The sequence below is a fragment of the Pseudomonas sp. PS01299 genome (assembly GCF_029960145.1).
GTDB classification, from domain to species: domain Bacteria; phylum Pseudomonadota; class Gammaproteobacteria; order Pseudomonadales; family Pseudomonadaceae; genus Aquipseudomonas; species Aquipseudomonas putida_A.
On sequence record NZ_JASCPO010000109.1, the window covers coordinates 1 to 19,165 of the forward strand.

At 62.0% G+C, this 19,165-nt stretch carries 12 protein-coding genes; 3 read left to right on the forward strand and 9 right to left on the reverse strand.

Annotated elements, in window-relative coordinates:
• Positions 1 to 100: 100 nt before the first annotated feature.
• A complete protein-coding gene (locus QMX91_RS18680) occupies positions 101 to 4,570 on the reverse strand; it encodes a hemagglutinin repeat-containing protein (protein ID WP_282413170.1) in 4,470 nt (1,489 codons plus the stop codon).
• A 113-nt stretch (positions 4,571 to 4,683) separates the two neighbouring features.
• Complete coding sequence (locus QMX91_RS18685; RefSeq protein WP_098968021.1) at positions 4,684 to 6,411, reverse strand: ShlB/FhaC/HecB family hemolysin secretion/activation protein; 1,728 nt, start codon at positions 6,409 to 6,411, stop codon at positions 4,684 to 4,686.
• Between the two features lie 343 nt (positions 6,412 to 6,754).
• Here QMX91_RS18685 and QMX91_RS18690 point away from each other — a divergent pair, with 343 nt between their 5' ends.
• Positions 6,755 to 7,876 (forward strand): HlyD family secretion protein, encoded by a 1,122-nt coding sequence (locus QMX91_RS18690; protein WP_223007373.1) that lies wholly within the window; start codon positions 6,755 to 6,757, stop codon positions 7,874 to 7,876.
• Positions 7,873 to 9,465 (forward strand): DHA2 family efflux MFS transporter permease subunit, encoded by a 1,593-nt coding sequence (locus QMX91_RS18695; protein ID WP_282413171.1) that lies wholly within the window; start codon positions 7,873 to 7,875, stop codon positions 9,463 to 9,465. The genes QMX91_RS18690 and QMX91_RS18695 overlap by 4 nt, the downstream gene beginning before the upstream one ends.
• A 151-nt stretch (positions 9,466 to 9,616) precedes the next feature.
• On the opposite strand, the gene QMX91_RS18700 is transcribed toward QMX91_RS18695, so the two are convergent.
• From QMX91_RS18700 to QMX91_RS18710, 3 genes are all read right to left on the reverse strand, one after another.
• Positions 9,617 to 10,057: a carboxymuconolactone decarboxylase family protein gene (locus QMX91_RS18700; protein ID WP_007968280.1), complete on the reverse strand. Its 441-nt coding sequence runs from the start codon at positions 10,055 to 10,057 to the stop codon at positions 9,617 to 9,619.
• A gap of 97 nt (positions 10,058 to 10,154) precedes the next feature.
• Entirely contained in the window at positions 10,155 to 11,597 is a 1,443-nt protein-coding gene (locus QMX91_RS18705) for a mechanosensitive ion channel domain-containing protein (RefSeq protein WP_225138218.1), read from the reverse strand.
• A gap of 208 nt (positions 11,598 to 11,805) precedes the next feature.
• Positions 11,806 to 12,672, reverse strand: coding sequence for a pirin family protein (locus QMX91_RS18710; protein WP_282413172.1), 867 nt, complete (start codon positions 12,670 to 12,672; stop codon positions 11,806 to 11,808).
• A gap of 291 nt (positions 12,673 to 12,963) precedes the next feature.
• On the opposite strand from QMX91_RS18710, the gene dkgB reads away from it, so the two are divergent.
• Complete coding sequence (gene dkgB / locus QMX91_RS18715; protein ID WP_098968016.1) at positions 12,964 to 13,767, forward strand: 2,5-didehydrogluconate reductase DkgB; 804 nt, start codon at positions 12,964 to 12,966, stop codon at positions 13,765 to 13,767.
• A 4-nt stretch (positions 13,768 to 13,771) separates the two neighbouring features.
• On the opposite strand, the gene QMX91_RS18720 is transcribed toward dkgB, so the two are convergent.
• From QMX91_RS18720 to QMX91_RS18735, 4 genes are all read right to left on the reverse strand, one after another.
• Positions 13,772 to 16,990 carry a transporter substrate-binding domain-containing protein gene (locus tag QMX91_RS18720; RefSeq protein WP_282413173.1) on the reverse strand — a complete coding sequence of 1,073 codons (3,219 nt, stop codon included), beginning with the start codon at positions 16,988 to 16,990 and terminating at the stop codon, positions 13,772 to 13,774.
• Positions 16,991 to 16,998: 8 nt separating this feature from the next.
• Positions 16,999 to 17,631, reverse strand: a complete 633-nt coding sequence (locus QMX91_RS18725; RefSeq protein WP_098968015.1) for a response regulator transcription factor — start codon at positions 17,629 to 17,631, stop codon at positions 16,999 to 17,001.
• A gap of 142 nt (positions 17,632 to 17,773) precedes the next feature.
• Entirely contained in the window at positions 17,774 to 18,208 is a 435-nt protein-coding gene (locus QMX91_RS18730) for a chemotaxis protein CheY (RefSeq protein ID WP_134785897.1), read from the reverse strand.
• Between the two features lie 136 nt (positions 18,209 to 18,344).
• Positions 18,345 to 19,061, reverse strand: coding sequence for an MgtC/SapB family protein (locus QMX91_RS18735; protein WP_007968289.1), 717 nt, complete (start codon positions 19,059 to 19,061; stop codon positions 18,345 to 18,347).
• Between the last annotated feature and the right edge of the window lie 104 nt (positions 19,062 to 19,165).

A 19,165-nucleotide genomic window follows, 5' to 3' on the forward strand; every position in this document is an offset into this window, starting at 1 on the left:
GGGCTTGCTCGCGAAAGCGTCAATTCAGTCAGCTAATTTATCGACTGAACCACCGCCTTCGCGAGCAAGCCCGCTCCCACAGTTTTTACAGCGGTGCTGCTCAGCCTTTTTCGTCGATCCCGGCCTGTAGGGTCTGGCTGTCCAGATTGCCGCTCAGGGTCACCGGACCGACTTTCAGATTGCCGTTATCGAACGACACCTTCGGTGCGTTCTCCTCGGTTTTCTGCGGCAGATCCAGTCCGGCTTTTACCCCGTAGTTACGGTTGACCAGATCGCTGCTACTGACCTTCGAACCGCCCAGATCCACCTTGCCCTCAGGCGATGAAATCCGCGCGCCAGTCAGCTGCGTTGCGCCGCCCACCGCAAGATTCACGCCCTGATTGCCACTGATGCCGGACGCCTGCGCCACGCTGTCCTTGTGCGCGTATTCGCCCTGCGCTTTCAACGTTGGTTTGTAGTCAGTGCCGGCGAGCTTTTCCTTGTCGCTCGGTGGATTTTTCTTCGCCGTCAGGCCCAGATCAACATCGACCTTGGCCTGCGTCTTCGAGTCCTGACGGCTTTCGACGGTCAGATTACCGGCAACCTTGCCGCCGACAGTGTTCGCGTCGATCCGCGCGCCAGACAGTTGTGCATCGCCTGCGCTATTGAGTACCACGCTGTCAGCCTTGATCTGGCTGTTTTGCTGGGTGGTGCCTTGCAGGTAATCGACGCCGACCTTGGCCCCGGCGTTGAAGCCGTGGTCACTGCTGGCCTTTTCATCGGCTGCGGTCGGGGTCTTGCTGCTCAGGTTGCCGCCGGCATTCAGCGCGACGTTCCAGTTGTTGCGACTCTCGGTGGACTGCGCCGATTCCTGAACCAAACCGCCCTTCTGCGCATCGATGCTGACGTTCGGCGCGCTGACTTGCGTGCCTTGCAGGTGCACCGCGTCACCGCTCAAGGCGACGTTGCTCTGGCTGTTGAGCTGGCCACCGGTCAGGGTTTGCGAGTTTTCGTTGACCCGACCAATGTTGAAGTTACCGCTCAGATTACCGCCCTGATCGCGACTCTTCTCGCTGCTGGATTTGCTGCCGCCGCCCTTCAAGCCGCCGCCGAGATTGCTGCCAGTCGCGGTGTGGGTATCAACGGCCGCTTGCAGATCGAGTTTGCCGTCAGCGTGCAGCTCAATGCCGCCGACGCTGTCGATCTGCGTGCCTTGCTGAACCTGATTGCCACCGCTGCTCAGTTGCACCGGGCCGTTGCCGCTGATGCTCGCCACGTGAGCCTGGGTGTCATTGGTCTGCTTGCCGGTGTGATCAAGCTGGAAGCCAGCGCCGAGGTCGACGTTGGTGCCGTCGGTGCCCGGCAAGGTGCCGACCGTCAGCGAGCCGTTGCCGCGCAGGCTGGAGTCGCTGCTGCTCTGGCGGTCGGTAGCCTGATTCAGCGCCAGATCGCCGCCGGTCTTGATGTTCACACCGCCCTGCCCGCCGTCGAAACGGCTGCCAGCGAACTGCGCATCACCGCCCACCTTGATGTTCACGCCTTGGCTGCCGGCAAAACCGCCGACCACTGCGGTGCTGCTGTCCTTGCTGCTGTAGCTGTTGCCACCCGCGCCGCTGCCGGCGACGTTCACGTCCTCGCCGGTCTTGGTGTAGACGCGCACGTCGACCTTGGCGTCCACCGAGTTATCGGTGCTGCTGTGAGTGTTGCTCGCGGCATCGGCAACCAGTTTGTCAGCGCTGATGTTGACCATGCCGTTGCTCGCACTGTACTGGGTGCCCTGGTCGTGCAGGTTGCCGGCGGTTTTCACGTCGACACTGCCGCCGTCGAAACGGCTGACCACAGCGTTGCTGCTCTGCTCGGTCTTGTCGGCGCTGCCGTGACCGATCGCCACGTCGAGGCCGACGTTCGGCTGGCCGAGATTGCTCAGGGCTTCCTTGTCCGGCACCTTGCCGTTGAGCACATCCTTGACCGCACCGGCAATCGGGCGGGCGATGTCCTTGTACTCGACGTTGGCGCCGATGTCCGCCGACCACTTGCTCTGGTTGTGAGTGCTGCTTTCGGTGTTGCTGGCGGCGCGGTTGTCGACCTCGTTTGCCGCGACGTTCAGACCGTTGCCAGCCTTGACCTGCGCGCCTTCGGTCAGCAGTTTGTCGGCATTGATGTTCAGGCTGCCGCTGCTTTGCACGTGGGTGGTTTGCGCGGTGGTTTTGCTGCTGCTGTCTTGCGTGGTGCTGTGGGCAAAGTCGACGCCACTGCCAGCGCGGTCGAGGCCGCCGGTGTAGTAGAAACCACCGCCGGTGCTGGAGGTGTCGGATGAGGTTTTGTGGCTGTCCTGTTCGGCCAGCAACGACACGTTCTTGCCGCTCAGCGTGGTGTCGCCGGCCGTGGATTTGACTTCACCGCCCTTGATTGTCAGATCGCCGCCGGCCTTCACTTGCACGGTGGTGCCGCTGAGACTGGAGCCTTGCTGGTTGACGTCGTTACGGGTGACGGTCTGCTGCTTGTCTTCGTAGTGCACCCCGGCGCGGTATTGCTCCGGCGTTTGCTCTTTGGCGTAGGCATCGAAGCCACGGGTCTCGGTGGTCGAGCTGCTGTCGTGGCTGTTCTGCGTGGAATGCACGTTCACATCACCCGCTGCGTCCGCCGTCAGCACGCCACCAGCCTTGACCGTAGAGCCGGCCACTTCGATGTCCTTGGCGCTTTTGAGCTTGAGATTGCTGTCGGAAACCAGCTCGCTGCGCACCGTGGTGCTGTCCCTGGAATTCTGCCGCGACTCGTCCTTGGTGATGCCGAAGAACTTGCTGTCCTTGTCGTGGTTGTTGCTGTGTGAGGTGTCCTGCACACCGTCGATTACCAGCGAACCCTGATCGCTGATCACGCTGGCCTCGGTGCCGCCACGGACCTGGCTGCCGCTGATGCGCACGTCGTCAGCCTTGACGATCAGTTTGCCGGCCGCATTGATTTTGCTGCCCTGATGCCGGGTCTGGCCCTTGTCGGCATCACCGGTCTTGCCGAAGAAACCGCCACCCACCAGGTCGCCGGAGTAACTGTTGTTATTACTGCGACTGGTGCGCGTGGCGGTGGTGACGTCCACTTGCTTGCCCGCCAGTTTCACATCGCCGGCACTGTTCAGTTCGGCACCTTCGGCGCGCAGCAACGCGGCGGTTTGCAGAGCGATATTGCCGCCCTTCAACTGACTGCCGATGCTGCGCTGTTCTTCGCTGCTGTTGTTCCAGTCGGCCTTCCACAGATGCTTGCGATGGTTGCCCTGATCAGTCTGGGTGTGGCTTTCGGTGGCCGCGGTCAGGCGCAGATCGCCGCCACTCTGCACATCGAGATTTTTCGCCGCTTCAACCTTGGCCGCTTTGAGTTCGGTGTCTTTGCCGGAGGTCAGCTTGACGTCGCGGCTGGCGACGATCTGGCTGCCGTGCTGGCGAGTTTCACTGTCGGTCTGGGTCCGGTCGTAGGTTTCCCAAGTGATGCCGATGGTGCTGTTGCTCCAGTTCTCGCGTTTTTCCTGAAGCTTGCGGCTTTCTACGGTGCTCAGGGTCAGGTTGCGCTTGGCATTGACGTTGACGTCGCGACCACTGACATCGGTGGCGGCCAGCGTCAGGTCGTTGCCGCTGTGCAGGCCGACATCACCCTGACTGCTGCGAATGCTGGCACGCGTCACTTCGAGGCTGTTGGGGATGGCTTCACCGCTGACGCTGAGATCGCCAGCGGAACGGATCTGCACGCCGTCACGCCCGGCCACTTGCACCGCCCCCACACGCACGCCCGCGCCTTCGGCGGTGCTGACGATATTGATGCGCCCGGCCTGCATCGCGCCGAACAGGCTGGCGTCGATGCGCTGATCCTGGGTATTGCCCGCCGGGTCCACGGCTTTGACCTGACCGCTGGCGTAATCGACCTGATTGCGCCCGACGGTGAGGTTCAACTGATCGCGGGCATCGATGCGGCCCTGGCTGTCGATACGCGGGGCGATCAGATTGACCGAACCCTCGGCGTTACGCAGGCCGCCACTCTGGATCTGCAACTGACCGCTGGCGTCGCGGGTGTTCAAGGCTTGCAGTTTGCCGTCGTTCAACTCCGGACGACCGACCAGCAGACTGGCGTTAGGCGTGTTGATGAAACTGCCGCCGTTCACCGAAATGCCGTTGGGGTTGGCCAGCACGTAATCGGCGGCGCGGCCGAAGATTTCCTGGGCGCCGTTGATGGCCGAAGGGTTGCGGCTGATCACCTCGTTGAGGATCACGCTCGCGGCCTGCCCCTGCAGTTGCGGGTTGGCTGCCAATTGCCCGGCGAGCTGCGATTGCCCGGCCTGCAAGGCGTTGTTCAGCACCAGACCCTGACGGTCGACGTTGTAGTCGAGGAACTGGTTGTGCGACAGGCCCGAGCCGTTGGGCGCGACGATGTTGACGATGGGCACGCCGCCCTGGGTCTGCAGTTGCGCGGTGCCGCCGGGGCCGGGAGCGACCACCACACCGCCGGCGATGGCGCTGGGCAGGTGCACGGCGAAGAACAGGCTGGCGATCGCCCAGCGCAGTTTGCCCCGAGGAGAAAGATGGAATGCAAAGGTGTGTGCTGGCATAAAAACGTCTCCATGTAAGTACGGCATCACGGCACGCGATTTGGTCTTGGCCGTGGCTGTCGCGCTCAGATCCGACGGCGGTTTGTTCACTGCTTGATGAGTCTCGCTGGTGCTCATATCTGCAACCCCACGCGCATCAGCCAGGTCTCTGGCTCGTGCTGCAAACCGTTGGGGGTGTTGAGGGCGCGTTGGTAATCGACGTCCACTTGCAGATTCTTCCAGCCCAGATTCAGCCCGACGCTGGCGCCGCTCAGGCGCTGGCCCTGGGCGCCGTGGTCGGCCTTGAGCCAGCCGTTGTCCAGGCCCACCCGCGGGGTGATCTGCACCGGCCAATCGCTACGCAGCGGCAGACGCAAGGTGTTGCGCCAGATCGCGCCGCTGGCGCCGGATGCGCTGCTGACCCGATAGCCGCGCACCGCCGAATCATCGGTGCCGAGCAACTGTTCGATGGCCGGTAACGGGTCGGGGCTGTATTGCAGATTGAGCTGGCTCTGCCACTGCCACGCTTGCGCGCCGAACTGGCCGTTGCGCCATTGGCTGAGGCCAGCGCGGTACTTGCGAAACTGCGCTTTGGGCAAATTGTTGACCGCATGATTGGCGTCGTCATCAGCGCCCAGCCAGCGCAGGCCTTGCGAATAGGTGAAGTCGAGGTTCCACACCGCACGGTCGAGCCAGAACAGATTGAGTCCGGCTTCGGCCACGGTCAGGGTCGGGCTTTGAATGCCCAGACGGACATTTTCCAGATAGCTGTCGACGTCCTTGTGTGCCAGTTGCAGGTTTGCGCTGAGCTGACGGCTCTGGTCGCGCCACAACACGCGGTCGGCGCGCAGGCTCAGTTGATCGGTGAGGCCGGTGCTGTACAAGGTCGCACTCGGCAGCTTGAACGGCGCGCGGTATTCGGCGTGGCTGGCGAACGCGCTGTAGGTCCAGTAGCCGTAGGGAATCGCGTAATACAGGCTGGCGTTGCGACTGTAGCGGTCGCCCTGATTCAACGTGTCGCTGGCACTGAGGCTCAACAGATCGTTGAGTTGCAGCGGGCTGTCGAAGCTCAGGCTGACGGTATTGCGATCCCGCCCGGTGCTGGCGCTGCCAAGGTTGTCCATGCCCAGGCCCAACGCCCAGCGCGACTGCCCGGAGGTGCGCGAGCGCAGGATGATTCGCGACGCGCCGGGCTGGCTGCCGGGGGCGATGTCGGCGGTCAGGTCGATCGAGCGCAAGCGGTTCAATTGATCCAGGCCCTGCTCCAGATCGCGCAGGTTCAGCGGCTGGCCGAGCATGTGCGGGAACGCGCCGCCCAGCGAAACGGGCAGGCTCTGATCGGCCAGTTCGATGGACTCGATGTAGCCCTCGTCGATCATGATGTCCAGCGACTGCCCCGCCGCCGGCGCGCTCAACAGGTACGGGCGGCTGGCGATGTAGCCCTGCTCGACGTAGCTCGCGGTGATGGTCGCCAGCAGATGGTTGATCTGGCCGACGCCCATGCACGGCGCCAGCAGCGGTTTGATCCGGGCGTTGAGCTTGGCGCTGTCGATCAGCGTGACGCCACCGATACGCGTGCCACTTAGCGGCCAGCAGCGCTCATCGGGGGTGACGGTTTGCGGGATCGCCGGGGTGACCGGTGCCGGGCCGAACGCACCGCGCTCCAGTTGGCGCTTGCGTTGTTCCATTTGCAGTTGTTGCAGATCGCGCTGTTGCTGTTGCTGCTGGCGCAGCACTTCCTGGCCCGGCGCAACAGGATCAGCCGCTTGAATCGAGGAGGCACACACACTCAACACAAAGGCCGACAACAGCGGGCAAAGCGTGGAACGACGACGGAAAACAGCGCAAAGCAAATACGGCACGCAACATCCTTGCAATCATAAAGTAGCGTAATGCCACCTCATCAATGCGAGTGATAGTCAGAGCCTTCCTACACAAATGCAAGACGCTTCCTACAACGCTTACATTTCTTAAACATTTGATTTTGCTGTGTTCAACGTCAGTCCCTCAGGGGTTCCCCGAGGGCTTTCATCGAGTTCTCGAAGATTTGGCCCCGTATTACGGGCGCTGTCGTTTGTCGAAACCGCTCCAAACCCCGAGGCCGGGTAAGCAACTGACGATCGGCACAAAAACATAATTGCCACAAAATATTACTTGCGTCATATTACAGCCGTAATAACAGCCCGTTTCCGCAGGTATTACGCCATGACCAGCATGCCAACCGTTGAGCCAGACCTGTCTGCCCCGGTCACCCCCGCCAAGCCGCCACTGCGCAAACGCCTGCTGCTGACCGGCTCTGGCTTGGTCGCGCTGGTCGTGGTCGGCGTTTACGCCAGTCATTGGTGGGGCACCGGGCGTTTTCTTGAAGAGACTGACGATGCCTACATCGGTGGCGACGTGACGGTGATCGGGCCGAAGGTCGCCGGTTACATCGAAGAAGTGCTGGTCAGCGACAACCAATCGGTCAAGGCCGGCGACGTGCTGATCCGCCTCGATGCGCGCGACTATCGTGCCAATCTCGCCAAAGCCGAAGGCGCCGTTGCCGCCGAGGAGGCGCTGCTGGCCAACCTCGACGCCACTGAACAACTGCAGCAAGCGGTGATCGGCCAGGCCCGCGCCGGCATCGATGCCGCCGGTGCCGAAACCGCCCGCTCGCGGGATGACAATGCGCGTTACAAACGTCTGGTCAGCACCAATGCCGTGTCGGTGGAAAGCGCCCAACGCGCCGACGCCACCTTCAAGACCGCTCAGGCCCTGAGTGCCCGCGCCCAGGCCGAATTGCTTGCCGCACAGCGCCAACTGGCGGTGATCGACACCCAGAAACAACAGGCCCGCGCCGCCCTGCAACAAGCCCGCGCCGAGCGTGATCTGGCGCAGTTGAATCTCGGCTACACCGAGCTGCGCGCGCCGGTTGACGGCGTGATCGGCAACCGCCGCGCGCGGGTCGGCGCCTATGCCCAGGCGGGTTCGCAACAGCTGTCGGTGGTACCGGCCAGCGGTCTGTGGGTCGATGCCAATTTCAAGGAGGATCAACTGGCGCGGATGAAACCCGGGCAACGGGTGAGCATCCGTGCCGACGTGCTCTCCGGCCAGGAATTCCACGGCCGCCTCGACAGCCTCGCCCCGGCCACCGGCTCGCAATTCAGCGTGCTACCGCCGGAGAACGCCACCGGCAACTTCACCAAAATCGTCCAGCGGGTACCGGTGCGAATCCTCCTTGATCCGGCTGACGGCGTGCTCGGCCATCTGCGGCCGGGGCTGTCGGTGACCGCTGAAGTCGACACCCGCGCACAAGCCGAAACCAGCGCCGTGGCTATCGCGCCATGAGCACCGCCCTCGCCGCCCCGGCGCAACCGTTCAACGCCGCCGACATGGCCACTGCGACCAAAGTGTTTGCCTTCGCCACCATGTGCATCGGCATGTTCATCGCGCTGCTGGACATCCAGATCGTCTCGGCCTCGCTGCGCGACATCGGCGGCGGGCTCTCGGCCGGCACTGATGAAACGGCGTGGGTGCAGACCAGTTACCTGATCGCCGAAATCATCGTGATTCCACTGTCGGGCTGGCTGTCGCGGGTGTTCTCCACGCGCTGGCTGTTTTGCGCCTCGGCGGTCGGCTTCACCTTGGCCAGCCTGCTCTGCGGCGTGGCCTGGAACATCCAGAGCATGATTGCCTTTCGGGCGCTGCAAGGTTTTCTTGGCGGCTCGATGATTCCGTTGGTGTTCACCACCGCGTTCTTTTTCTTCACCGGCAAACAACGGGTGATCGCCGCCGCAACCATCGGTGCGGTGGCTTCGCTGGCGCCGACCCTGGGTCCGGTGATCGGCGGCTGGATCACCGACATTTCCTCATGGCACTGGCTGTTCTACATCAACCTGGTGCCGGGGATTTTCGTCGCCGTGGCCGTGCCGATGCTGGTGAAGATCGACCAGCCGGAACTGGCGCTGCTCAAGGGCGCGGACTACCTGAGCATGGTGTTTCTCGCGCTGTTTCTCGGCTGCCTGGAATACACCCTCGAAGAAGGCCCGCGCTGGAACTGGTTCAGCGATCAAACGATTCTGATCACGGCATGGATCAGCGGTCTGGCAGGTCTGGCCTTCATCGGGCGCACCTTGCACGTGGCCAATCCGATCGTCGATCTGCGCGCGCTCAAGGATCGAAACTTTGCCTTGGGCTGCTTCTTTTCCTTTGTCACCGGGATTGGTCTGTTCGCAACGATTTACCTGACGCCGCTGTTTCTCGGCCGGGTGCGTGGATACAGCGCGCTGGACATTGGTCTGGCGGTTTTTTCCACCGGGGTGTTCCAGATCATGGCGATTCCGCTGTATGCCTTTCTCGCCAATCGCATGGATTTGCGCTGGATCATGATGATCGGCCTGGGCCTGTTTGCCGTGTCGATGTGGGAATTCAGTCCGATCACCCACGACTGGGGTTCCGGCCAGTTCATGCTACCGCAAGCGCTGCGCGGGATCGCCCAGCAACTGGCGGTGCCGCCGGCAGTGACACTGACTCTGGGAGGTTTGGCACCGGCGCGCTTGAAGCACGCTTCGGGGCTGTTCAACCTGATGCGCAATCTGGGCGGGGCGATCGGCATTGCTGCGTGCGCGACCATTCTCAATGACCGCACCAACCTGCACTTCACCCGTCTGGCCGAGCATTTGAACAGCAGTAACGAGGCGATGAATCAGTGGCTGGCGCAGGTCGGTGGCAACCTGGCGACGCTGGGTCAGAGCGGTGACGTAGGGGTCACCGCCAGCCTGCGTCAACTGTGGCTGCTGACCTACCGCGAGGCGCAGACCCAGACCTACGGCGATACCTTTTTGATGATCATGCTGTGCTTCATCATTGCCACGGCGATGGTGCCCTTGATGCGCAAGGTACAACCACCGGCCGCGCCGAGTGCAGATGCGCATTGATCACCCTTCTGAAGTTTTGCACTTTTCACTGTGGGAGCGGGCTTGCTCCGGGCGGCGATCCGACGAAGGCGGTGTGTCAGATAACCACTAAGGTGACTGACACGACGCCTTCGCGAGCAAGCCCGCTCCCACAGTTTTCGACCGTGAACTGTCAGAGCTGTGGGGTTTTGCGGAAGCCCACCGCCAGACGGTTCCAGCTGTTGATGGTGCTGATCGCCACGCTCAGGTCGACCATTTCCTTGGGCGTGAATTGCGCCGCGACGATGTCGTAGTCTTCGTCCGGGGCGTGGGTCAGGCTCAGCTGGGTCAGCGATTCGGTCCACAGCAGCGCAGCGCGTTCGCGCTCGGTGAAGAACGGCGCTTCACGCCATGCGGTCACGGCGAACAGCCGGCGCGGAGTTTCGCCCCCCTTGATCGCGTCAGCGGTGTGCATGTCGATACAGAACGCGCAGCCGTTGATCTGCGAAGCACGCAGCTTGACCAGTTCGACCAGGGTCTTTTCCAGCGGCAGTTTCGAAACCGCGGTTTCCAGGGCGATCATCGCTTTCAGGGCGTCTGGGGAGGCGGTGTAGAAATCGGTACGAGCTTTCATGATTGCGTTTCCGGGGCCAGTGAATGTGTGACTAAGGTAGTCCCGCACTTGCCCCGGACAAATAGCCAATCTCCCGGAAGACGAGTAGACCACCCTGTCACACGCGATTGCGCAACCAGTGCAGGAACCCGGTTTTCGCCACCACGGTCGGCACGTCCTGCGTCAGGGTCTGGGCCTTGTGCAGGCGATAATCGAGCAAGGCTTTCATCGCCTCATTGATGTCGTGGCGGGCATCCAGACACGGCTTCAGGTAGGTCTTCTCGATGCGGTACAGCGCACAGAAGGTTTTCGCCGCAAAGGTCGCCGGCACCGACGAATCGGAGAGGATGCCGGCCTCGCCGATCACCTCCCCCGGCCCCATGCGCCCGGATTCGAACGGGCTGCCATGGCGAGTCAAGGTCACGCTGACCACGCCCGATTCGATGATGAACAAATGATCGCTGACCTCCCCGGCGTCGAGGATCGTCTCGCCGGCACGGAAGGTTTGCAGGGTCATGTTTTGGCTGAAGGTGTCTTTCTCTTCCTGGCGCAGCGTGGAGAAAATCGGCGAACTGTCGAGCAGCGCCCGCGGCCGCGAGAGGTTGCCGGCGACGATCGGTTCGACACTCGACAACAGATTGACCCCGGACGCCTGCAGATGCCGGTAAGCCAGATCGAACAGCTGATTGCGCACCGAGCGCTTCTGATCCATCGAGGAGACAAAACCACTGATTTCATATTCCGCACCGGCGCTGCTGGAGCTTTTCAGCGCGACGCTTGGCGAGGGATTGTCCAGCAGCGGACGGCAGCCCTGCATCGCCCGCTCCAGCGCATCGATCACCGTATTGGGCCGGGCATGCGGGCTGACCTGGACACTGACGGCCACCCCGAACATGTTGCTCGGACGGCTGAAGTTGATGATCTTGGCCTTGGCCGCCAGCGAGTTGGGAATCACCGCCATGCTGCCCTGACTGGTCTGCAGACGCGTGGCGCGCCAGTCGATGTCGATGACCCGGCCTTCGGTGCCATCGATCGAAATCCAGTCATCGATCTGATAGGGCTTGGTGGTGTTGAGCACGATCCCGGAAAACACATCGCTGAGGGTGCTCTGCAACGCCAGACCGACGATGATCGCCAAGGCCCCGGACGTCGCCAGCACACCTTTGACCGGCAGATCCAGCACGTAGGCCAGGGCCGCGATAATCGCGATCAGGAAAATCACCGCACCGAGCAGATCCTGCAACAGCCGTCCGGTGTGCCCGACGCGCTGCATCATCACCGCGCCGATCAGCACGGTCAGGGTGCGCGCGCCGAACAGCCACCAGCCGATCTGCAACCCGGTCGCCGCCAGGTGCAGCGGCACGTTGTCGGCCCACGGCGCCGGCTCCATCGGATTCAGGCCTTCGTTGAACAACAGCACGCTGAACAGGCTGAAAATCAGTACCCGCACCAGCAGCTTCCACTCGCTGCCACGGGAGCTGATCAGGCGCCACAGCCCGAGATCGAGGAGGATCAGGATCAACGCGCAAAACAACGGATGTTCGGTCAAAAAAGACAACATCAAAGCACTCCGACAGGGCCCGGTCGCGAGAAGATCGCACAGATTGGGCAAGTGTAGGAGTAATTGATTTCAGAGGCAGAACACCAGCGCAAAAACACCGGAAAACCCCTGTGGAAGCGAGCCTGCTCGCGAAGGCGGTGGATCGGTCAGACATGCATTGACTGGCACTGCGCTTTCGCGAGCAAGCCCGCTCCCACAGGGGGGAAATTTACCCGTGCATCCGGCCAAAACGTCCCGACTGGAAGTCGGCGAATGCCTGATGAATTTCCTGCTCGGTGTTCATCACGAACGGGCCATGGCCGACAATTGGTTCGTCGATTGGCTCGCCGCTGAGCAGCAACACCACTGCGTCTTCACTGGCCACAAGGGTCAACTGACGACCGTCGCGCTCGAACAGCACCAACTGCCCGACACCCGCGGTTTCCACGCCGTTGATCTGCACCGAACCTTTCAACAGCACCAGCGCGGTGTTGCGCCCTTCGCGCAGATCGAGCGTCAGCAACTTGCCGGCGTTCAACCGCAGGTCCCAGACGTCGATCGGCGTGAAAGTGTGCGACGGGCCTTTATGCCCATCGAACTCACCAGCGATCAGCCGCAGCCGGCCGGCATCGTCCTTCAGCGCGATATTCGGAATATCGCCGTCGAGAATGGTCTGGTAGCCGGGCGCAGCCATTTTGTCCTTGGCCGGCAGGTTGACCCACAGCTGCACCATTTCCAGTTTGCCGCCGGTTCTGGCGAAATCATCCGAGTGGAACTCCTCGTGGAGGATCCCGGACGCGGCGGTCATCCACTGCACATCGCCGGGGCCGATGGTGCCGCCGCTGCCGGTGGAGTCGCGGTGCTGCACTTCGCCGTCGTAGACGATGGTCACCGTTTCGAAACCACGGTGCGGGTGCTGGCCGACGCCACGGCGCTCGGTGGTCGGGGTGAATTCGGCCGGGCCTGCGTGATCGAGCAGCAGGAACGGGCTGATGTGTTTGCCCAGGTTGTCATAGGAAAACAGAGTGCGCACCGGGAAACCATCGCCGACCCAATGGCCGCGAGGGCTGGTGTAGATACCGATGATGTTTTTCATGGTTGCCTCCAGAAAAGGTGGGTGACGCAATGGATTAAGCTTAAATCCATAGCGTTTTGAGCACTAGACGGCAAAAACCGGCTTTAGTGTTCCATTTATAGAACAGTCCCACCGTTGAGTCTCGATCCTTGCGGGAGCGGGCTTGCTCGCGAAGGTGCCAGTCCGGACAACACAACTATCGGGAAAGATTCATGACTTCTGCTCAACAGTGCTTTGCCCCAGCAGCGGTTTTTCCCAAGCACGCAGACGCGGATACTCCTGCCCATTCCCACTGCAACCCTGGAGTCATCAATGTCTGTTCCCGCTTTTGGTCTGGGTACGTTTCGCCTGCAAGGTCAGGTGGTCATCGATTCGGTGCGCACCGGCCTTGAACTCGGTTACCGCGCCATCGACACCGCGCAGATCTACGAGAACGAAGCCGAGGTCGGCCAGGCCATCGCCGCCAGCGGCATTGCTCGCGAAGAGTTGTTCATCACCAGCAAGATCTGGATCGCCAACTTCGCCAAGGATCGTCTCATCGACAGCCTCAAGGAAAGCCTGCAGAAATTGCAGACCGACTACCTCGACCTGACGCTGATCCACTGGCCGTCGCCGGAAGATCAGGTGCCGGTCGCCGAATTCATGGGCGCGCTGCTCGAAGCCAAGCGTCTGGGCCTGACCCGGCAGATCGGGGTGTCCAACTTCACCATCGACTTGATGCAACAAGCCATCGCAGCGGTCGGCGCGGAAAACATCGCCACCAACCAGATCGAGCTGCACCCGTACCTGCAAAATCGCAAAGTGGTCGAGTTCGCCCGCAGCCAAGGCATCCAGATCACCTCCTACATGACCCTTGCCTATGGCGAAGTGCTGAAGGATCCGGTGATTCAGCAGATCGCTGAACGCCTGCAAGCGACCCCGGCGCAAGTCACCCTGGCCTGGGCGATGCAGTCGGGTTACGCGGTGATTCCATCGTCGACCAAACGCGCCAACCTGCAGAGTAACCTCGGCGCCACCACGCTGACCCTGAGCGAATCCGACATAGCGCTGATCGCCGGTCTGGAGCGCGGCCATCGTCTGACCAGCCCGAAAGGCATTGCCCCGCAGTGGGATTGATCGCTCAGTCCTGAAGCCGCTGCGCGAGGTCGAGCATGGCCCTGCGCAGCGTGTCCACCGAGCGGTGGACAGTCAGGGTTTCGGCGTCGCGGCACGCCTGTTCGAGATCGCTGCACGCCGCCGCCACTCGCGCCGCACCGACCATTTGCGCACCGCCCTTGATGTGATGCGCCAGGGTGCTTAATTCGCTCAGATCCTGTGGCTGGCGCGCAGCGTCCAGCCGTTGCAGATCGTCGTGCAGACTGCGCAACACTTGTTCGCGCAGGCGCTGCATCACTGCAGGATTGTCCCCGGCCATCTGTTCAAGCGCGCTCAGGTCGATCTCGGGCAACGGCGGTGCCGGGTCCGACAGCTGGTCACCGTCACCGCGACTGGCCGCCTTCAATGCCTGTTGCAGATCGTGCAAGCGAATCGGCTTGAACAGACAATCGTCCATGCCGGCCTCAAGACAACGGACTTTCTCCTCGACCTGCGCGTTGGCAGTGAAGCCGAGGATCAGGCAGCGTGCCCGACCGCTCGCCGCCTCTTCTTCACGAAGTGTCCGAGCGAGTTCGTAACCGTTGCGCCGGGGCATGTTGCAATCGGTGATCAGCACATCGAAAGCCTGTGTTCGCCAGCGCTGCAAGCCCAGCTCACCATCCTCGACATCGACCGTAGCGTGGCCCAGTTCACCCAGTTGCCGGCACAGGAGCAAGCGGTTGACCGGATGATCGTCCACCACCAGCACGCTCAGCGAACGCGCTGGCGTGTCCGCCACTTGCGGGCCTGCCGTCTCGGGTTCGAGCGCGGTCAACAGCGGCAGCTGCAGGTTTACCTCAACCCGCGTTCCATGCCCCGGCTCGCTGTCCAGGCGCAGTGTGCCGCCCATCATTTCGCAGAGGTTACGGCTGATCACCAGGCCCAATCCCGAGCCGCTACGCGCTGACTGGCCCTGGTTAGCGGCCTGGACGAACGGACTGAACAGGCGTTTGCGGTCATCGGCACTGATGCCGATTCCGCTGTCTGCAATCACCACCACGACCGCCAGGATCCCGGACGGCATCGCAGAGCATAACAAACGCAGGCTCACCTGACCCTGCTCGGTGAACTTGATCGCGTTGCTCAACAGGTTTGACAGCACTTGCTTGAAGCGTGTCGGGTCGAGCATGACGTCGACGTCACTGTGCGCATCCAGTTCGACCTGCCACAGCAGGCGTTTCTCCCGCGCCAGCCCTTCGAATACGCGGCACACCGCGATCACTTGTTCGCGCAGATTGGCCCGCTGCGGCGCGAGGGACAAATGCCCGGACTCGATGCGTGCGATATCGAGAATATCACCGATCAACGCCAGTAATTGCTGGCCGGCAGCGGACGCGACCTCGATTGCCAGCTTGTCGGTGACGCCCTCCTCGGCACGCTTGAGGGCCATTTCGAGCATGCCGATCAGGGCATTCATCGGCGTGCGGATTTCATGGCTCATGGTCGCCAGAAACGTAGTCTTGGCCCGATTGGCGTCGTCGGCGGCAGCCTTGGCCTGCTGCAACTGCTGCAGCCACTGTTGACGCTGACGCAGCTGCGAGCGCTGAAAACCGATCCAGGCCAAGGCCAGCAACAGCAGCCCTGCCGCACCGGCAAACGCCAGCAGGATTTCGCGGCGATGACGCTGCCAGTAGCTCTCTTCCACGACCACGTCATGGCTCCAGCGCTCGACCAGTTCGTCCATCTGCTGCGGCGCGATGCTCAGCAACGCCTTGTTCAGAATCGTGTGCAGCGCCGTATCCTGCGCTGCGGTCGCCAGGGCAATGCGTGCCGGCTGATCGCCGATCGTGTTGGTGATGCGCAGGCGCTCGCGGTAATGACGGGCAATCAGAAAACGCGCCACCAGCAGCGAGCTGACGGTCACGTCGGCCTGGCCTTTGGCGATCTGCTCCATGCCCTCGGCCGGGCTGCGCACCTCCACCAGGCGAATCCCGGGCACCTGCTGCAGAATAAAGTCGTGCAATGGATGACCGCGATAAATCGCCAGCCGCTTGCCCGGCAGATCGGCGAGGCTGCGCGGGCTGCCGGCCGTCGTCGCGCTGACCAGCACAAACGGATTGTTCAGGTAGGCACGGGTGAATTGCAGCTCGGTTTCCCGTTCGCTGCTCGGGGTCACCACCGGCAGCACGTCGAGCTCACCGGCCTTGAGCTGTTCGATCTGACGGTCCAGCGAACGCCCCCGAACCACCTCGAATTGCAGCCCGGTACGCTGACTGATCAGGTTGAGCAACTGCGCCGACAGCCCGTTGAATCGTCCGTCGGCATCAAAAAACGTCAGCGGTGCGAAGTCTTCGATCACGCCGACCCGCACCCGCGGATGTTGCTCCAGCCACTGCTGCTCGCTGGCACTGAGGCGCACCTGCGACTGCGCGGCCATTTGCGCGCGCCCTGCGCTCCAGCGCTGCTCGATCAGTTGACGACGCTCCATGGGAATCGCCGCCAGCGCCCTGTCGATGATGCGTTTGAGGCGCACCTCACTGCGCAGCAGGGCGAAACCGAAGGGATTGGCATCCAGGCCCGAGGGCCCGGCCAGTTGCAGGTCATTGCGGTAATTGGTGTTGATCAGGTAATTGGCACTGATCAGATCGCCGAGATAGCCGTCATCGACACCGAACGCCACCGCACCCAGCGCATCCATTGCCGAGGAGTAACGCTGCACCTTCGCGTCGGGGTAGAACGCCTGCACGCTGGTCAGCGGCAGGTAGTCCTCGACCATGGCGATGCGTTTGCCTGCCAGGTCGGCCGGTAACGTTTCGTCGAGCCGGGTCACCAGCATCGGTTGGTCTTCGGCATAGGGGCGCGACAAGATGAAATCTGGATCGGCCAGCTCGAAATTGTTCGAGGTGCCCAGCAGATCGAGTTCGCCGCGCTTGAGTGCGCTCATCACCGCGTCGCGGTTGGCGTAGCGTTGCACCTCGATCCGCACCCCGAGCAGTTGCGCCAGCAACTCGGCATAGTCGGCGGTGAGACCTTCCAGCTCCTGCCGATTTCGCGTGATCTCGAACGGTGGATAATCGGGCCCGGAAATCCCCATGCGCAACGTCGGATGGCGGCGTAGCCACTGTTGATCCTGGGGGTCGAGCGGGACCTGAATGTTCTCCAGTGCTGCCTGGCTCAACAACTCCAGAGGCTGCGGCGACTCACTGGCCCAGCAGGTGGCCGTGATGCTCAACCAGAGCACGCACCACCAGCGTCGCAGATTCACTGTGCTACTCAGATCAAATCGTTGCGCTTGGCGAATTCGCGCAAGTACACCGCTGACTTTGAGTGCAGACCCAGCTTTTTTATCAAGCGGGTTTTGTAGGTGCTGACGGTCTTGTGGCTGAGGAACATTTCAGCGGCGATTTTCTTGTTGGGCTTACCCAGAGCCAACTGCACGAGAATGTTCAGTTCTCGGTTGGAGAGCTCGTCGATCAGCTGTTTTTCGCTGCGGTGCGACGGGGTCGACACAGAGCCGCTATCAGGCAGTGCAGCAAAATAGGAGTAGCCCGACATCAGCGCCTGGACAGCCTTGTGCAATTGCAGCAACTGGTTGGTTTTAGCCACGTAACCCATGGCGCCACTACGCAGACAGCGATCCTGATAGTGCAGCGGATCCTGAGAAGTAAAAATCAGCACCCTGCATTCGGGGTCGTTGGCCTTGAGCCGCTCCAGCGCTTCCAGTCCACCCACCCCCGGCAACTTGAGATCGAGTATCACCAGTTCCGGTTTGTGCTCACGGCTAAGCTCCAGGGCTTCGCTGGCGCTCGACGCTTCATGAATCACCCTGAACCTTTCGGCTTCGAGCACAAGTTTCACGGCAGCCCGCACCACCGGATGATCGTCGACGATCAGCGCTGACTTCATGACCGCTCCCAGGGCAAAAACAAAACGATGGCGCCACCGGTAGCGGCTGTTCCGCCGGGGTGGCTGCGCAAGAACTGTTACACGGGAAGCCAGTTGTATCTACCTGTCAGATCTGACAGTTGCGCAAAAACGTAATTCGTGCTCAAGCCCGGCGTTGCAAGGCTGGCGCCGGGTTCCAGGCATTAGCTGCACACACCGGGGCAACGTCGACCCGCGCCATCAGGTGCTTGATCGCGGCCGCATTGGGCAAGGCGACGGGGCTGATCTGCAGGTTTTCCTGAGCGAAGCCTGCGGGCGTCAGCGCAGGTGCCGAGGGCTCGTTATAGATCAGCGCGTGGCGCACATGCGGGTTGTTGAGGAAAAACCCCGGCAGGTCCAGCGATCCGGCCGCCAGCTCGGCGTTGATAACCACCGCATCGAAGGGTTCACAGCCGTACTCCACCAGGGTCAGCAGCTCAAGCAGACTCTGTACCGGAGCGATGCGGAAGTATTCAAGGCCATTGAACAGGCGCTCGATTTTCATCCGGTGAAAATGCTGCGGATCGGCAATCAGGATGCGCAGGGTTTTATTGATCATGCTCGATCTCGTGGAGGTGGACGGGTGCGCCAAGACTACGCAAGCCTCAGGAGCAGTTCTGTAGGACTTTTCCTAAAAAACCGGTCATTCATCCGCACTCATGAGCCACGCCGAGTGGCGGCTCGAGGTTGTTGCCTTATTCCGTGGTACTCGGACTCCAGAACGCCTGCACCACCAGCGCTGAAGTCGAAATCCGCGCTACCAGCGCATCGAGTTCATCGCCGTCGACCGAAGTCGTCGCCAGCGTCGCTTCGATCTCGATTTCGTCGGCACCGAAGGCGTGTACATCGACGTCGCTGGCCGGGTAGTTGCTGCGTTCCAACTCGGCTTCGAGCAGGGCGAACACGGCTTTCTGCTGTGAGCGCCGGGCGATGACATAGACAATGTTGGTGACTTCGGCCGAGACCACGTCCAGTGGCTGGCGGTTGATGTTGTTGACGATCGGCCGCAGCAAGGTGTTGGCGGCGAGGATGAACAGCGTGCCGAGCACCGCTTCCGCCAACAGGTCGGCACCGGCGCAGGCACCGACGGCGGCGGAGGTCCACAGGGTCGCGGCGGTGTTGAGGCCGCGCACGTTGCCTTCTTCGCGCATGATCACCCCGGCACCGAGAAAGCCGATGCCGGAGACCACGTAGGCGACCACCCGCACCGCGCCTTCAGCACCGCCGAGACGGTTGGCCATGTCGACGAAAATCGCCGCACCGACCGCCACCAGCACGTTGGTGCGCAGGCCGGCAGTGCGTTGCCGGTACTGGCGCTCGAACCCGATCAGGCCACCGAGGATGAACGCTGCGCTGAGGCTGACCAGCGTGTCGAGCAAAGAAGTCAGGTTGAGGTTGTTGATGGCTTGCATAGTCTTGTCCTTGAAAACATCCGAATCCCCTGTAGGAGTGAGCCTGCTCGCGATAGCGGTGTGTCAGTCGTTGAAATTTTGACTGACAGATTGCTATCGCGAGC

What these genes read in the sequence shown, in the direction of transcription:
- QMX91_RS18680 (WP_282413170.1), bottom strand. Translation starts at nt 4,570, where the DNA reads ATGCCAGCACACACCTTTGCATTCCATCTTTCTCCTCGGGGCAAACTG.
- QMX91_RS18690 (WP_223007373.1), top strand. Translation starts at nt 6,755, where the DNA reads ATGACCAGCATGCCAACCGTTGAGCCAGACCTGTCTGCCCCGGTCACC.
- QMX91_RS18695 (WP_282413171.1), top strand. Translation starts at nt 7,873, where the DNA reads ATGAGCACCGCCCTCGCCGCCCCGGCGCAACCGTTCAACGCCGCCGAC.
- QMX91_RS18700 (WP_007968280.1), bottom strand. Translation starts at nt 10,057, where the DNA reads ATGAAAGCTCGTACCGATTTCTACACCGCCTCCCCAGACGCCCTGAAA.
- QMX91_RS18705 (WP_225138218.1), bottom strand. Translation starts at nt 11,597, where the DNA reads ATGTTGTCTTTTTTGACCGAACATCCGTTGTTTTGCGCGTTGATCCTG.
- QMX91_RS18710 (WP_282413172.1), bottom strand. Translation starts at nt 12,672, where the DNA reads ATGAAAAACATCATCGGTATCTACACCAGCCCTCGCGGCCATTGGGTC.
- dkgB (WP_098968016.1), top strand. Translation starts at nt 12,964, where the DNA reads ATGTCTGTTCCCGCTTTTGGTCTGGGTACGTTTCGCCTGCAAGGTCAG.
- QMX91_RS18725 (WP_098968015.1), bottom strand. Translation starts at nt 17,631, where the DNA reads ATGAAGTCAGCGCTGATCGTCGACGATCATCCGGTGGTGCGGGCTGCC.
- QMX91_RS18730 (WP_134785897.1), bottom strand. Translation starts at nt 18,208, where the DNA reads ATGATCAATAAAACCCTGCGCATCCTGATTGCCGATCCGCAGCATTTT.
- QMX91_RS18735 (WP_007968289.1), bottom strand. Translation starts at nt 19,061, where the DNA reads ATGCAAGCCATCAACAACCTCAACCTGACTTCTTTGCTCGACACGCTG.